At 35.5% G+C, this 15773-nt stretch carries 10 protein-coding genes and 1 riboswitch; of the genes, 5 read left to right on the forward strand and 5 right to left on the reverse strand.

The window, feature by feature from the left end:
- Window position 1: 1 nt before the first annotated feature.
- Window positions 2-3373, reverse strand: coding sequence for a UvrD-helicase domain-containing protein (locus tag JAZ75_RS09225; protein ID WP_132840973.1), 3372 nt, complete (start codon window positions 3371-3373; stop codon window positions 2-4).
- Window positions 3374-3721: 348 nt separating this feature from the next.
- On the opposite strand from JAZ75_RS09225, the gene JAZ75_RS09230 reads away from it, so the two are divergent.
- The 4 genes from JAZ75_RS09230 (at window position 3722) to JAZ75_RS09245 (ending at window position 9374) form a co-directional block, all read left to right on the forward strand.
- Window positions 3722-4243, forward strand: a complete 522-nt coding sequence (locus JAZ75_RS09230; protein ID WP_021189406.1) for a 30S ribosomal protein S16 — start codon at window positions 3722-3724, stop codon at window positions 4241-4243.
- A gap of 133 nt (window positions 4244-4376) precedes the next feature.
- On the forward strand, window positions 4377-4904 hold the full coding sequence (gene rimM / locus JAZ75_RS09235) for a ribosome maturation factor RimM (protein WP_132769321.1): 528 nt from the start codon (window positions 4377-4379) through the stop codon (window positions 4902-4904).
- A gap of 166 nt (window positions 4905-5070) precedes the next feature.
- A riboswitch (SAM riboswitch) is annotated at window positions 5071-5176 on the forward strand.
- 60 nt (window positions 5177-5236) lie between these two features.
- Entirely contained in the window at window positions 5237-6193 is a 957-nt protein-coding gene (gene metF / locus JAZ75_RS09240; protein ID WP_132769319.1) for a methylenetetrahydrofolate reductase [NAD(P)H], read from the forward strand.
- A 166-nt stretch (window positions 6194-6359) separates the two neighbouring features.
- Complete coding sequence (locus tag JAZ75_RS09245) at window positions 6360-9374, forward strand: protein O-mannosyl-transferase family (RefSeq protein ID WP_208701412.1); 3015 nt, start codon at window positions 6360-6362, stop codon at window positions 9372-9374.
- A 50-nt stretch (window positions 9375-9424) separates the two neighbouring features.
- Here the strand turns inward: JAZ75_RS09245 and JAZ75_RS09250 are convergent, their stop codons facing one another.
- The 4 genes from JAZ75_RS09250 to JAZ75_RS09265 all read right to left on the reverse strand — a co-directional run bounded on the left by JAZ75_RS09250 (window position 9425) and on the right by JAZ75_RS09265 (window position 13899).
- Window positions 9425-11092 (reverse strand): glutamine--tRNA ligase/YqeY domain fusion protein, encoded by a 1668-nt coding sequence (locus tag JAZ75_RS09250; RefSeq protein WP_208701414.1) that lies wholly within the window; start codon window positions 11090-11092, stop codon window positions 9425-9427.
- A 160-nt stretch (window positions 11093-11252) separates the two neighbouring features.
- On the reverse strand, window positions 11253-11897 hold the full coding sequence (locus JAZ75_RS09255; protein ID WP_021190157.1) for a carbonic anhydrase: 645 nt from the start codon (window positions 11895-11897) through the stop codon (window positions 11253-11255).
- Window positions 11898-11991: 94 nt separating this feature from the next.
- On the reverse strand, window positions 11992-13530 hold the full coding sequence (locus JAZ75_RS09260) for a SulP family inorganic anion transporter (protein WP_183917472.1): 1539 nt from the start codon (window positions 13528-13530) through the stop codon (window positions 11992-11994).
- A 99-nt stretch (window positions 13531-13629) separates the two neighbouring features.
- A complete protein-coding gene (locus tag JAZ75_RS09265) occupies window positions 13630-13899 on the reverse strand; it encodes a hypothetical protein (RefSeq protein ID WP_031288376.1) in 270 nt (89 codons plus the stop codon).
- A gap of 283 nt (window positions 13900-14182) precedes the next feature.
- Here JAZ75_RS09265 and JAZ75_RS09270 point away from each other — a divergent pair, with 283 nt between their 5' ends.
- Window positions 14183-15724 carry a helicase HerA-like domain-containing protein gene (locus JAZ75_RS09270; protein WP_208701416.1) on the forward strand — a complete coding sequence of 514 codons (1542 nt, stop codon included), beginning with the start codon at window positions 14183-14185 and terminating at the stop codon, window positions 15722-15724.
- The last annotated feature ends 49 nt before the right edge of the window (window positions 15725-15773 follow it).

Below are 15773 nucleotides of genomic sequence, written 5' to 3' on the forward strand. Positions count from 1 at the left end.
CTTAGTTTTTTGCTTGTATGATAACCTCTACTAAATCATTTGACTTGGCGTAAAATAAAAATCCTTTCACATTTTTATACCCCAATTCTTCCAAAGTTTTGACATATTGTTTGACTTGCTTCTGATGTGACAGCGCTTCGCTCTGTGTAAATTTAAAGTCTAATACGATTGTCTCTTCTTCACTTGTGAAAACTTTATCAGGACGTAATGTTTCTCCTTTAGCAGTAATAATAGCCGATTCATTCCAAATTTTGAAATTCCCAGTTAACCATTTATTAATCTGTTGGTGTTGCCAAATTTGGTTGACTTCATGTAAAATCGCTGACTTTTCTGAAGGTGTAAATATTCCTTCAGAAATATATTGATTTATAATACCATCAATTTCGTCTTCAGAAGTTATGATCGACATAATTTCGTGAGCCATTACACCATATTGGGACGCTTTATCCAATAGCAGGATACTGGTGATAGTGCGTTGTGATGATTTATCAAAGGCTTTATCCAATTCTTTTGAAATCGGGTATTGCTGTAAGGCAATTTTGCCAACTTCAATCTTAGTGCTTTTTTCTCTACGAATAACATGGTCGATATGCAATTCGTTGTCGGTAAGTGTAAAGGCTCCATTATTGCTGTCAAGCACTTGATAAACAATATCACTGATTAAATCATTTTTTACATCCATTCCCATTATCTCTCCCGTTTTTTTGTCAACGATTTGCTTAAAAGCAGGAGCCGATATATAAAGATGTTCTATTGCTCGGGTTGTCGCCACATAAAATGTATTAAGGGCATCCATATAATTGAAAACCATCTCTTCATAATATTTTTGATAGAGTGTTGATTGCCCTAAAGAAGAGGTATATTTTATGGGCGCCTTTCCAATAATTTCAAGAGCTGTACCTTCCGTATCGATCCAGAAGTTTCCGTTGGTCATACCATCTAGTGTCCAACTGCAGAAAGGAATCATAACGACATCGTAAGCTAAACCTTTAGATTTATGTACAGTGGTTACCTCAATGGCATCCACTTTGCCCGAAGAAGGAAGTACCGCCTTCACCCCATCTTCATCCCAAAAGGTTAAGAACTGGTTAATTCCGCGTTCCCCATTTGCAGAAAAATTAGCGATCATATCTTTGAATGCAAGAATATAAGGCAAATGTGGGTTGTGTAATGAGGTTAAACCATAAACTTCTATAAGTTTTTCAACGAGGTGAACTAAGGGTAATTTTTGCCAATTTTCCCAATTTTCAATCAGATCCTTAGGGAGGTCCTCATTTAAATTAAGAACATCATTTTCCTTAAATTTCAACCAGACTTCGGCATTGAAATTTTGCTCTTTTTGAATAATATGATAAAGATGTGTGATTTTAGCTTTATATAAAATGTGCTTATCCGTATTAAAAACAAATGCTTTTAATGTTTCGATCAACAGCTGAATACCTTCGTTAGCCTCTAATGCCAGTGCGTCTCCAGAGATAACTTCAAAATGTAACTGTTTTTCATTTCTATAATTCATTAATTCGTGGATAATCAATCGCGCCTGTTTATTCGATCGTACAAGGATTCCGATTTGATTAGCTTGGTATCTGCCCGAAGTAATCCATTCTTCAATCTGTTCACATAAGGAAGATACAGTAAGACTTTCAACTTGTGAGTTTCTTCTCACGTTATTTTCTACATCAAAATATTTGATGGTAATAGAACCCTTTTGTGATTCATCTAAGACCTTTGCTTCTGGAACCTTTTGTGACGCACCATCGTAGGCTTTATTAATCATGTGGTCATATCCCATTTCCTGCCACCATGTTTGTCCTTCCGTAGTAAGATTAGTAGCAATATGTTCATTAAGTAACTGTTGGATATGATCAGGTACTGTCTCAAATAGGTAATTATTGAAATGAATAATATTTGGAAGACTTCTATAGTTTACATCCAGCGAGCCATTCTCAACAAGTTCCTGTAATTCCTGCTCGTTTGAAATATGAAAGGCATCTGCTACTTGTTTTTCAGCCTGTTCCAATAGTATTCGCCAATCTCCATTTCTCCAACGGTAGATACTTTGTTTAACATCACCAACGATTAAATGCTCGGATAATTCTCCCGATGCATTCCCAAGGGCATTAATCAATAAAGGACTGTAATTTTTCCACTGAATGCGGGAAGTGTCCTGAAACTCATCGAACAAGAAATACTGATAGCGATTTCCAATCTTTTCCCAAATAAAAGTAGGATCTCCATGTTGATCTAGCCCAAGCTTATTCAATTGGATCTGCGCATCGGAAATTAATTGTGCATTATTTTCCTTTCGCCATTGCGCTAACAAATCACTCATTTCTTTTAAAAGACGGAGGTAGTAGAAATTCTTTTGGAATGCCTCATATGTGATATAAGTACTTAATTTATCCTGTAATATTTTGAAATTTTTTAAGATAGGTAAAAGTGCCTGCTGTAGTCCGTAATTAACTTCTTTTTTGCCATCTAAAAATGCATCTTCCTTATCTAGGAGCTCTACATATTTACCAATGATCTCCTGTAGTTTAGAAGTACTTTGTTTGAATACGTTGTTCTTTGAATTAGAAAGCGAGTAAATCGGATTTCTACTTTTTCCTTTTAAGTCAGCAGAATCCATATTTAATGCCTTAAAAGTATTTGCAAAACTTTTTATTTCCTCATGAACTGCTTCTAGGAATATTTTTGTAAAGTTTTCAATTTCTTTATTTAAGGTATTGAACACTTTATCCGAATCTTGCGATAGGAGGTGTTTGTCAAACTCTTTAAAGTTTTCAGAAAATATCTCATTCGCCAGATTGGTTAATTCACGACGATAGTTCCAGTTTTCATTATTTAAAATTTTCTTTTCCGCATATTCAATAATCCATTCCAATAAATCAGGGCGTTGATCCAGAAGTTGATTTAACATGACAGTAAGGTCCTGCCGCACCTTACTTGTATTCATTTCAATCTTGTAAGCAGCATCTAAATTGAGTTCGTAAGTAAAGCTTCGAATCACTTTTTGCGAAAAACCATCAATGGTACTGATGGTAAAATGGCTATAATCATGTAAGATTTTACGATAAACACGATGTGCTTTTTCTTGAATTGAAGTCGTACTCCAATATGGAAATTGGGTCAACAATAAACGTCTATAATCATCGATTTTTCGGCTTTGGTCACCTTGTGCTAATCCTTTTAGAACAGATAAGATCCTTTCCTTCATCTCAGCGGTCGCCTTATTAGTAAAAGTGACGGCCAATATTTCACGATAACTGTTTTCTTTTGAAAGTAATAAAGTCAGGTAATGGACAGTTAAGCTGAATGTTTTGCCTGAACCAGCTGAGGCTTTTAATATTTTTAATGGCGCTATCGATGACATGAATTCAATTTGATTTGGAAGGATGAAAATACGCTTATTAATTTGAATAGACAAAATTGCTAATGCGTACGGAGCCTTTAGAAATAAGGCAAAATTACAAATTAATTCCCTATATAAATTTGTATCATCCAGATGGCATCTATGATTTGTTTCGTTGTAAGACTAAGACGGTGTGCATGAAATAATTTGGCCATAATGGTATATAATGACGCTTATTTGTCATCTTTCTTATTCTGTGGAAGTTGACTTCTATTTTTAGTTTTTAACTTCCAATAATCCTTTGTATCTTTGCGTCCCCTCTTGCATGTAGCACGGGGGATATGTTGAATACATAAATAACACAAAAACATGGCAACTAAAATCAGATTGCAAAGACATGGTAAAAAAGGACGTCCTTTTTACCACCTAGTAGTAGCAGATGCACGTGCTCCACGTGATGGTAAATTCATCGAACGTATTGGTTCTTACAACCCAAACACAAATCCAGCGACTATCGTTTTGGATTTTGACAAAGCTTTGGATTGGATGAATAATGGTGCACAACCTACTGACACAGCTCGTACTATCCTTTCGGATAAAGGTGTTTTATACAAAAAACACTTATTAGGCGGTGTTAAAAAAGGTGCATTTGATGAAGCAGCTGCTGAAGCTAAATTTGTAGCTTGGACTGAAGCTAATGATGCAAGAACTGCTGGTAAAAAAGACGGTTTAGCAACTACTAAAGCTGAAGCTAAGAAAATTGCATTAGCTGCTGAAGCTAAGAAAAAAGAAGAAAAAGCTGCTGCTATTGCCGCTAAAAATGCGCCAGTTGTAGAAGAAACTCCTGCTGAAGAAACTGAAGCTCCTGCTGCAGAAGAAACTGAAGGTTAATTTTTCTTTCATACAGTATCAAGAAAGCCGGTTCAATTTTGATCCGGCTTTTTTTTAAGAATGTAGTTGCTATACCTACGAAGTACTGTATTTATATATTTATATTTTTAAATTTGCACTTTCAAATTAGAACATGACCATAGAAGAAAGTTTTTACATCGGTTATATTAGCAAAACACGTGGATTAAAAGGTGAGCTTCAGCTTTTTTTTGAATTTGAAGATTATCAAGATTTAGACTTTGATGTTTTATTTGCTGAAGTGAATAAAAAATTAGTGCCTTACTTTGTCGACAATATCAAATACCAATCAAATAGTACAGCCTATTTAAATTTAGAAGACGTCGATCATATTGATAAAGCACAACCTTTAGTGCGTAAGAAAATATACCTTCCAAATGATAAAATGCCAGAGCGTGATCCTGATGATTTTAGATATACGGATTTAATTGGATACTTGGTGATTGATGAAGTTCATGGAGAATTAGGAGAGATTAAACATGTACAGGAAATGCCTCAGCAATTTATAGCAACAGTAGACTTTAATGGAAAAGAATTGATGTTCCCATTAAATGACGATCTTATGCTAGGAATTGATTCAGAGGATAAAGTTTTAGAGGTTGATTTACCAGATGGATTGGTTGAGCTATATAAGGAGATTTAAAGTCTTCACGATATACAGATTAATAAAAAGGAGTTACTGTAGTTATATGCAGTAACTCTTTTTTATTTAAAGAAATCCATTTTAATAAACGTTTTATTGGGGCATTTTTTTAGGCATGACCTTAATATTATTTTGATTATAAATTTCTATTGCCGATATTAGCCGATGCTTATAGAGAAAGGCCGAGGGAATAGACCCAATGAAGCCTTAGCAACCTGTTATTTTATAAGGTGCTACATTCTACCCCAACTCAGAGCTGGGAAAGATAAGTTGAAACAAGTCCACTTGTGCATTTCGATGTAAGCCAACCAAAATCACTTTAAAAAATATTAATGAAAATCGTTGATCATATCAGTAATGCCAAAGGAAAAACTTTGTTTTCTTTTGAACTGTTGCCACCAGCTAAGGGGCAAGGTATCCAAAGTATTTTTAAAACAATGGATGCACTTATGGAATTCAAGCCTCCCTTTATCGATGTGACTTATCATAGAGAAGACTACATGTATAAGAAGCACGAGAGCGGTTTATTAGAACGTGTGGCTTATCGTAAACGTCCAGGGACTGTTGCAATTTGTGCCGCTATTATGAATAAGTATAAAGTGGATGCTGTACCACATCTTATCTGTGGTGGTTTCACAAAAGAGGAAACTGAAAATGCTTTGATAGATTTGAACTTCTTGGGTATTGACAATGTGCTCGTATTGAGAGGTGATGCAAGAAAAGGCGATCCTGATTTCATACCAACAGAAGGTGGTCATGCATTTGCAACAGATCTTTTACAGCAGGTTGCCGATATGAACCAAGGACAGTACTTACATGAGGATATTGCGATTTCAGAAAAGACCAACTTTTGTATTGGCGTTGCAGGATATCCTGAAAAACACTTCGAAGCGCCAAATTTTAATACCGATTTTAAATGGTTAAAAAAGAAGGTTGAGATGGGGGCTGAGTTTATTGTTACACAAATGTTCTTTAATGTTGAAAAATATAAAGAGTTTGTCAATAAGTGCAGGGAAAATGATATTCATATTCCAATTATACCAGGTTTAAAACCATTGACAACAAAAAAACAACTGATTACGCTTCCGAAAATTTTTCATTTGGATATTCCAGAGGAATTGAGTGAAGCAGTATCCGGATGTAAAAATAATGCAGACGTGAGACAAGTCGGAGAAGAGTGGTTGGTACAACAATGTAAAGAATTAATTGACTTTGGTGCGCCAGTTTTACATTTTTATACCATGAGTAATCCTGGACCGACTAAAAGTATTGTAGAAAAGTTATTCTAAGACTTATATCGTATAAAAAAGCCTGCTATCACATTATAGCAGGCTTTTTTATGCGTTTCGATTTTTGTTAAAAAAAGTTAATCACCCTCAAATGAAATCTCTTTTTATTATATTTAATTGAAAATTAATTTGATTTATCAAATAATCAATTAAACCTGAATCATTCATGGATTATAAGAAAGTAAACAACGTGTTAGGTTGGCTATGTGCCATCATAGCAACATCCGTTTTCATTATCACAGCAGAGCGAACAACAAGCTGGTGGGATACTGGTGAATTTATTGCATCAGCATATAAACTTCAGATTGTTCATCAGCCTGGAGCACCTTTGTTTCTAATGTTGCAGAATATATTTTCAAATTTTGCTTTAGGAAATTTAGCTCAGATTGCATTTTGGATGAATGTGGGTTCTGCTATATGCAGTGGTTTGACAGTTATGTTTTTGTTTTGGACCATAACAGCATTAGCAAGAAAAATTATCCAATCTGATCATCAATCCAATGATAAAAATCACCTGATTAAAATAATGGGAGCAGGCATGGTGGGAGCTTTAGCTTACAGTTTCTCCGATACATTCTGGTATTCAGCAGTAGAATCTGAAGTTTATGCGATGTCATCCTTATGTACAGCAGTCGTATTCTGGGCAATTCTAAAATGGGAAGCCCGTGCAAATAAACCGCATGCAGATCGTTGGCTTATTGTCATCGCTTATATTATTGGACTTTCAATTGGAGTTCATTTATTGAATCTATTAGTTATTCCAGCGATAGCACTTATTATTTATTTTAAGAAAACTGATCGTACAACGTTTTGGGGAATTAGTAAAGCATTGTTTATTGGACTAGGAATATTGGCCATTATTCTGTGGGGAATAATCCAGTACCTTATTAAATTTGCTGCCAAGTTTGATTTGTTTTTTGTCAATACACTTGGATTAGGATTTGGCTCGGGCATATTCGTTTTTGTCATAATGATCTTATCGGCATTAATTTATGGCATATATTACTCCTTAAGAAAAGGGAAAGTTATTTTGAATACAGCGATTTTGGCAACTTGTTTTATTTTATTAGGATATAGCTCTTTTACTATGGTATTGCTAAGGGCTAATGCTAACCCTTCCTTAAATAATAATGATCCTGAAAACGTATTTTCTTTCTTGGGTTATTTAAGTAGAGAACAGTATGAATCAGAGCCACTCATAAAAGGGCAATATTTTGATGCAAATCCGATTGGTATCAATGAACGTATTGATTATAGAAAAGACAACCACCAGTATACTTCAATAAAAAGAGCAGCAAGTTATCAATTTGATAGAGAAACCATTTTCCCAAGGATTTACAGTCAAAAACCCTATCATCAATATTTTTATAAAGGTTATTTAGGTATTGAAGAAGGAAGAAAAGCAAATTTTGCTGACAACTTGAAATTCTTCTTTAACTATCAAGTGGGGCATATGTATGCACGTTATTTCCTATGGAACTTTGTTGGAAGGCAAAATGATCAGCAGGGACACGGTTCTTTAACAGAAGGAAATTGGTTATCGGGGATTAAGGCTATTGACAATTTACATGTAGGTGGACAATCTAAATTATCGGATGAAATGATCCATAATCCATCTCGGAATACCTATTTTTTCCTTCCGCTAATAATTGGATTCGCAGGTGCACTATGGCATTTTAAACGTAACAAGAAAGATGCAACTGTTGTTAGTCTCTTATTTATGTTTACAGGATTGGCCATCGTTATCTATTTAAATCAATCTCCTTTGCAACCACGTGAACGTGATTATGCTTATGCTGGATCATTTTATGCTTTCGCAATCTGGATTGGATTAGGTGTATTTGCTATTTCTGAATTTTTTAAAAAATATATTAATGAAAGAAATGCAAATCTGCTTGCTACATCATTATGTCTCATAGCTGGCCCATTGATTCTTATTAGTCAAAATTGGGATGATCATAATCGATCGGAGAAATCGTTAGCTCGGGATATGGCGAAAAATTATTTAGAAACCTGTGCTCCCAATGCGATCCTGTTTACTTACGGTGATCATGATACTTTTCCGCTATGGTATTTACAAGAAGTAGAAGGTGTTCGGCGGGATGTTAGAATAGTGGTGATCAGTTATTTGACTTCTGACTGGTATTTCCGCCAGGTGAAAAATGGTACCTATCAGGCCGCAGGATTGCCGATCACGATACCGAATGAAAAGGTGGCAAAAGGCCTTCGAGAATCTTTGCCTTACCATGATCTGAATTTAGCAGGATCTACAGATATAAACTTGTTGTTGGATTTTTTATTATCAGATAGTAATGATAACAAACTTCAAATGAGAGACGGACAATATGAAAACTTTCTGCCAACAAAAAGCTTGAAGCTTGCCGTGAATAAGGAAGATGTCATTAGAAATAAAGTCGTACCTCAAGAATGGGAAAGTGAGATCCCAAAACAAATGGAGTGGACTTTTGGTAATGATTACGTCACCCGCGCAGATCTAGGCTTGATGTCTGTTCTTGTGAATAATAATTGGAAAAGACCAATTTATTTTTCAGGAATGGTACCCGCTGAAAGTTTGATGGGATTGGATAAATACATGGTTAATGAAGGGTTTGCCAAACGGTTGATGCCTATAGAAGCAAAGCTTGAAAAAGGGGAGTCTCTAATTAATGTCGATAAATTATATAAAAATATTGTTGATAAATACGCTTGGGGAAACATACATCAAGCAACTTACCTTGATACGGATTCCTTCCGTTTTGCAGGTATGTATGCAGAGGAGATTTTCGGGAAAGCAGCGCGAACCCTGTTGGCAAAAGGGGAGACCGAAAAAGCAAGACAAGTGGCAGTAAAAGCATTTAATGAATTACCCCAAAGACTATATAGCATGTCTGATGTGACGAGTTATGGGGATGTTATTGATACGCTTTATAAAACTGGAGAAATAAAATTTGCAAACCAGCTGGTTGATCGTAATATGAAATTTTTAACAGAGCATATGGATTATTATCAACAACTAGCTATTGACAAACCTGAAAACGGGTTGGAAGTTCAAAATATAAGGATGGCTCTTGACTCGGTCGATCTATATGAACGTATACTTTCTAATACAAAAGAAAAGGACCGATATGCATATATTGCTGAGCTGAGCAATAAATATAAAAAGATGTATCTATCAGAATGATATATTAAAAAAAGGGAAGCAGCTGCTTCCCTTTTTTGTTAATATTAATATTATCCTTTTTTAACTTCCTTGGCCCAAGAGTCTTTTAGTCCGACCGTACGGTTGAAAACCAAGTGATCTGGTTTAGAAGATGTATCTAAAGTGAAATACCCTAAACGGATAAACTGATAACCTTTTCCAGGGATTGCATTTAACAAATCAGGTTCAATAAATGCTTTGCTGATTTTTAAACTATCTGGATTAATCGATTCTTTGAAGTTTTCTGAAGCAGCAGGATTCTCGTCGTTAAATAAACGATCGTACAATCTGATTTCTGTTTCTTTAGCATGTGGCACAGAAACCCAGTGAATAGTTCCTTTAACTTTCATTCCTGAAGTATCTTCGCCAGATTTTGAATTGGGCACATAAGTACAGTGTACTTCTGTTACTTGACCATTTGCATCTTTAACGAAATCATGACAGGTTACTATATATGCATTTTTTAGACGCACAGAAAGGCCAGGACCTAAACGGAAAAATTTCTTTGGAGCATCTTCCATAAAGTCATCACGTTCAATCCATAATTCATTTGAAAAAGGAATCATACGAGAACCTTCACCACCCTCAACTTCTGGGTTGTTTTCACCATGTAGTTCTTCCATGTGGTCAGAAGGAAGGTTTGTGATCACTAATTTAATAGGGTCTAGCACAGCCATTCTTCTCCATGCTGTTTTATTCAGATCCTCACGAATACAGAATTCCAACAGACTTACATCAATCATATTTTCGCGTTTAGCGACGCCGATCTTATCACAGAAAGTACGGATACTTGCTGGAGTATAACCTCTTCTACGTAAACCTGAAATAGTAGGCATACGTGGATCATCCCAACTTTCTACGAATTTATCATTTACCAATTGTAAAAGCTTACGCTTACTCATAACGGTGTAGGTCATGTTTAAACGCGCAAATTCATATTGCTTTGAAGGATAGATTTCTAGTTTTTCAATACACCAGTCGTACAATGCACGATGTGGAATAAATTCTAACGTACAGATAGAATGTGTGATTTTTTCGATAGAATCGGATTGTCCATGTGCAAAATCGTACATGGGATAAATACACCATTTATTTCCAGTTCGGTGGTGATGAGCGTGTTTGATGCGGTATAACAACGGATCACGTAAGTGCATATTTGGATTTGCAAGATCTATCTTAGCACGTAACACTTTTTCACCATCTTGATATTTACCATCTTTCATTTCTTGAAAAAGAACCAAATTCTCTTCAATGCTACGACTGCGATTAGGAGTTGGAACTCCAGGTTCAGTTGGCGTACCTTTGGCTGCTGCAATTTCTTCGGCAGTACTATCATCTACATAAGCCAAATCTTTTTTGATGAGGTCTACAGCATATTGATAAAGGGTGTCAAAATAATCAGAAGTATATAATTCCTGTGCCCAGTTGAAGCCAAGCCATTGAATGTCGTTTTTAATACTTTCAACGTACTCCGTATCTTCTGTCACGGGGTTAGTATCGTCAAAACGTAAGTTGGTCTGGCCATTGTATTTTTGCCCTAAACCGAAGTTTAGGCAAATAGATTTTGCATGACCGATGTGAAGATAGCCGTTAGGCTCGGGAGGGAAACGTGTCAATACACGCCCATCATGGGTCCCATTACGAAGATCTGCTTCGATAATTTCTTCAATAAAATTTAATGATTTCTCCTCGTTTATCATAATACAAAGTTAAGTATTACTTCGAATTATCCGTAGTAGTTCTTACATTTTAAAGTAAGTTGTTTCGAAAGAAAAATGAGTGAGTTGTAACGGAGAGAAGAGAGGGGGTAAAGAACTGTTTTTAATAGTAAAAGGATCGGTTGCCCGATCCTTTTATATGCTATCTATAAGAGAATACATCTCCAAGATCTTCGTTACTCGTGAACGTACAATCAAGATCTGTTAATTCACCTGTTCCAATGTTGATGACCATTCCGTGAACAGCTAGATCGTTTCTATCTTTCCAAGCATTTTGGATAATAGAAGTTGTACATAAGTTAAATACCTGTTCTTGCACATTTAACTCAATTAAACGATCAACTTTTTTATCATGTTCATCAATTGCATCTATTTCTGCTGCATGTAAACGATAAACATCTTTGATGTGACATAACCAGTTATCAATAATTCCAAATTGATTACGGCTTAATGATGCTGCTACACCACCACAGCCATAGTGACCAGCAATAATAATCTGCTTTACTTTTAATACATTTACAGCATAATCGAGTACTGATAACATGCTCATGTCCGAATGCACACACATGTTTGCGATATTACGGTGTACAAATACTTCCCCAGGTTTAGTACCTGTAATTTCATTTGCAGGAACACGACTATCAGCGCAACCAATCCATAAAATTTCTGGATTTTGACCTTTTGCTAATTGTTGAAAACGACCAGTCGTATCATTCTTAACAAAGTCCATCCACTCACGATTTCCTTGTAAAATTTTTTTAAATCCTATTTCTAAATCTTTTTCCATTTTATATATATATTAATACAGTTCATTCAGTCATGTGCTGTATGTTTTATCCCTTATAGGATACAAATCTCGTTAATTAATTGTTTTTATTTTATTATTTTTTCTTGTATTCAATATCTGTCAATTCAATGCGCTTTCCTTTGGTCAGGGCATTCTGTTCAAAATCTTTAATGACCTCGATAACATCTTTATCAATGAATTTACTACCTGTACCGTTAATAACAATAAGGCCAACAGATTTTGGAAGACTATAAAGCTTTTGTTGAATAGGAGCTTTGTTTAAAAAAGATACTTCTTCCGCTAAAGTGATTACAGCTTTGTCGTAATCATTTTGTTTGACGATATCAAATTTGAAAGCATTCTGCATATTAGCTTTTAAAATATAAAAAGTGGCTACCACAAGACCAATACCTACACCCATTAATAAGTCTGTCAATACAATTGCCACAATTGTTGCAAAGAAAGGAATAAACTGGTCAAGTCCTTTTTTATACATAGATGTAAATAAAGCTGGTTTCGCTAGCTTATAGCCAGTTTGCAATAAAATAGCAGCTAAACAAGATAGTGGAATAAAATTTAATACGTTAGGTATGATCAGAATCGCTAGTAATAACCACATACCATGAAGTAAGGCAGATTGTCTTGTTCTTCCTCCAGCATTTACATTCGCTGATGAACGTACAATAACTGACGTCATTGGTAAACCACCCAATAGACCACTTGTTATGTTACCAACTCCTTGTGCAATCAGCTCCCGATTGGTTGGCGTATTTCTTTTAAATGGATCAATTTTATCGACCGCTTCAATACTCAATAGTGTTTCTAAACTGGCTATGATCGCAATGGTGAAAGCGACAATCCAAACTTCTTTATTGATGATCTGTGTGAAATCGGGAAGCGTAAACAGCCCTGTAAATTCCGCAAAGGAATTAACAATAGGTACAAGTACAAACTGTGACTCTGCTAATTGAAATGCTGTTCCATTAAAGGCAAATGATAATCCGATACCTAAAGCCACTACGATTAGTGGAGCAGGAATGCTTTTCAATTTCGGTATGCTTGGCCAATAAATTAAAACAATCAGTGATAAGATACAGATAATCAAAGCCCCAGGGCCAATTGAAGATACCAACGTGTCTGTAAATGCGCCAATTCCATGGCCGTTATCAAGCTCAAAAGCATGTGTTTCCAACATACCAAGTGCCAAAGGAATTTGCTTTAATATAATGGTAATCCCAATGGCAGCAAGCATTCCAACAATAACCGAGGATGGGAAATAATTACCAATCATTCCCGCCTTTACAATACCTAGAATCAACTGAAGTATTCCAGCAATAACTACGGCTAATAAAAACGTTTCATAAGCTCCAAGACTCTGAATGGCTCCCAAAACGATAACTGTAAGACCAGCTGCAGGACCACTGACGCTTAAAGGTGATTTACTGATAGAAGAAACGACTACACCGCCAATTACTCCAGTTAACAATCCTGCAAACAATGGCGCACCAGAAGCCATTGCAATACCCAAACATAGTGGAAGTGCTACTAAAAACACCACAACACTAGCGGGTACATCATATTTTAAGTCTCTTTTCGATAGTTTCAGAAAAGCAGACATACGAGTTCCAAACATTAGTTTTTGTCTAAAATTTTACCTGTTTTTTTTATATAAGATTTTCCTTTAGTCAGATCTGACCAAAGTTGAGGTCATGCCAAAGCATGTACAGGAAGCCTAGCAGTTAGGAGGCGGCGTAGGAACAGATGGGTGGAATGCACGAATACTTTTTTCATTTTTCAAGTAGTGCTTTTGTTTTCCGTGGTTATCAGTTATGATCGCTAAAAAGTAAGATTCTTCAGTTTTGGCATTAAAAAACTTTGATCCGGACTCATTATGATCACTATGTGCTCCATTGTTGTTCTCAATTTCTAATTGAAGCACAATTTGAAGAATAGTATTTTGATCTAATAAAGATGAAAATATAGGTGTTATTGATATGCTCATCTTTGTGAAAAAGATTAAAGCACATAATAAAGCGGCTATATTTCTAATTTTTTTATTAAACATTTTTCTTCAAAACTGTATCTGTCCCCTATTTAGAGTATGTAAAAATACATTTTTCATGTTAAAAAATTGTGAACTTTTTTAAAAAAAATCCATGCTGACAAAAAAATTACAAAGACTCAATATTTCGTTCTATCTTTAATAGAGGAAATATAACATGTAAAAAGTGAAGAGATTTCTCAAGCGTTAACTGTTTGGGTTTTAAAAATTAGCAAATTAAGTAATGGAAGATCAAACACTATTTATTGAAAAAGTAAAAGCATCATACAATCCAAAGGGAGCCTATATATATTTAGGTGCAGGTATTTTGGACGGTAATATTTTATCAGAGGCTAAAGTTAACCTGGCTTTAAAAATGATGAATCGACATGGCTTAATTGCAGGAGCAACCGGAACTGGGAAAACACGTACTTTGCAATTAATTGCAGAACAGTTGTCTGATGCAGGAGTTCCCGTGTTTATGCTAGATGTTAAGGGAGATTTATCGGGCTTAGCTGTTGAAGGACAAACCAATCAAGCGCTTATAGATCGTGGAGATGCTGTGGGCGTTCCGTTTGTACCAGCGAGTTTTCCCATCGAATTATTTTCTTTGACAGGTAATAAAGGAACAACAATGCGGATAAAAGTATCTGATGTTGGTCCTATTCTTTTGTCCCGTATTTTAGAACTGAATGATACACAAACTGGAGTGTTAGCTGCAATCTTTAAATATGCACAAGATCATAATATGCCTTTGGTTGATTTTAATGATGTTAAAAAGTTACTGAGTTATCTCGCCGATGGTCCAGGAAGTGAGGAGATTAAAGATGATTATGGTAAAATAAGTACATCGAGTTCTGGAACTATTTTACGTAAGATAGTTGCTATAGAACAACAGGGTGTTGCTCATATATTTGGAGAGAAGGAATTTGATATCCAAGATTTATTTCAAAAAGTAGATGGCAGAGGTGTCATTAGTTTATTGAATATTTCGGATGTTCAGGATCAACCGGTGTTATTTTCAACATTTCTATTAAGTATATTAGCCCAGTTGTTTAAAAATTTACCAGAAGTAGGCGATTTGGATAAACCAAAGTTGGTATTTTTCTTTGATGAAGCTCATCTACTATTTAAAGATGCTTCTAAAGCATTTCTGACGCAGGTAGAGCAGATCGTTAGATTGATTCGATCAAAAGGTATAGGCGTATTCTTTTGTACTCAGTCACCAACAGATATTCCCGAGTCTGTGTTGGCACAGTTGGGGAATCGCGTACAGCATGCTTTACGTGCTTTTACTCCGAATGATGCTGAGAATTTAAGAAAAACTGTCAAAACATATCCTAAATCAGATTTTTATGCAATCGATCAAATATTAACATCCTTAGGAACAGGGCAGGCACTCATTACAGTGCTGAATGATAAAGGAATTCCTACAGAAGTTGTTGCCACACATCTGGTACCAGCAAGAGCTGTCATGGGACCTGCAGATGCAACAACTTACGATCAGCTTGTCAAGCAATCTGATTTGTATTTGAAATATCAACAACGTGAGGAAAATCGCTCTGCAGCTGAGATTGTTGATGAAAGAATGAAAGTGGCAAATGATCAGCTGATACAGCAAGATCGAGAAAAAGAAGAGGCTAAGCTTGCTAAGAGCAGTTCGAGAAGACAAACACCACTAGAAGCCGCTCAGAAAACAGCGACGACTACACTTGCAAGAGAAGGGGTAAAGTTGTTGGGGAAACTGGCAAGTGGTTTGTTAACAGCATTCTTTAAGAAAAAGTAATCTAATATTTATATATTTGCACAAATTTAAACTAGAAACGACCTAGAAA

The sequence above is a fragment of the Sphingobacterium sp. UDSM-2020 genome (assembly GCF_016132525.1).
Lineage (GTDB): Bacteria > Bacteroidota > Bacteroidia > Sphingobacteriales > Sphingobacteriaceae > Sphingobacterium > Sphingobacterium anhuiense.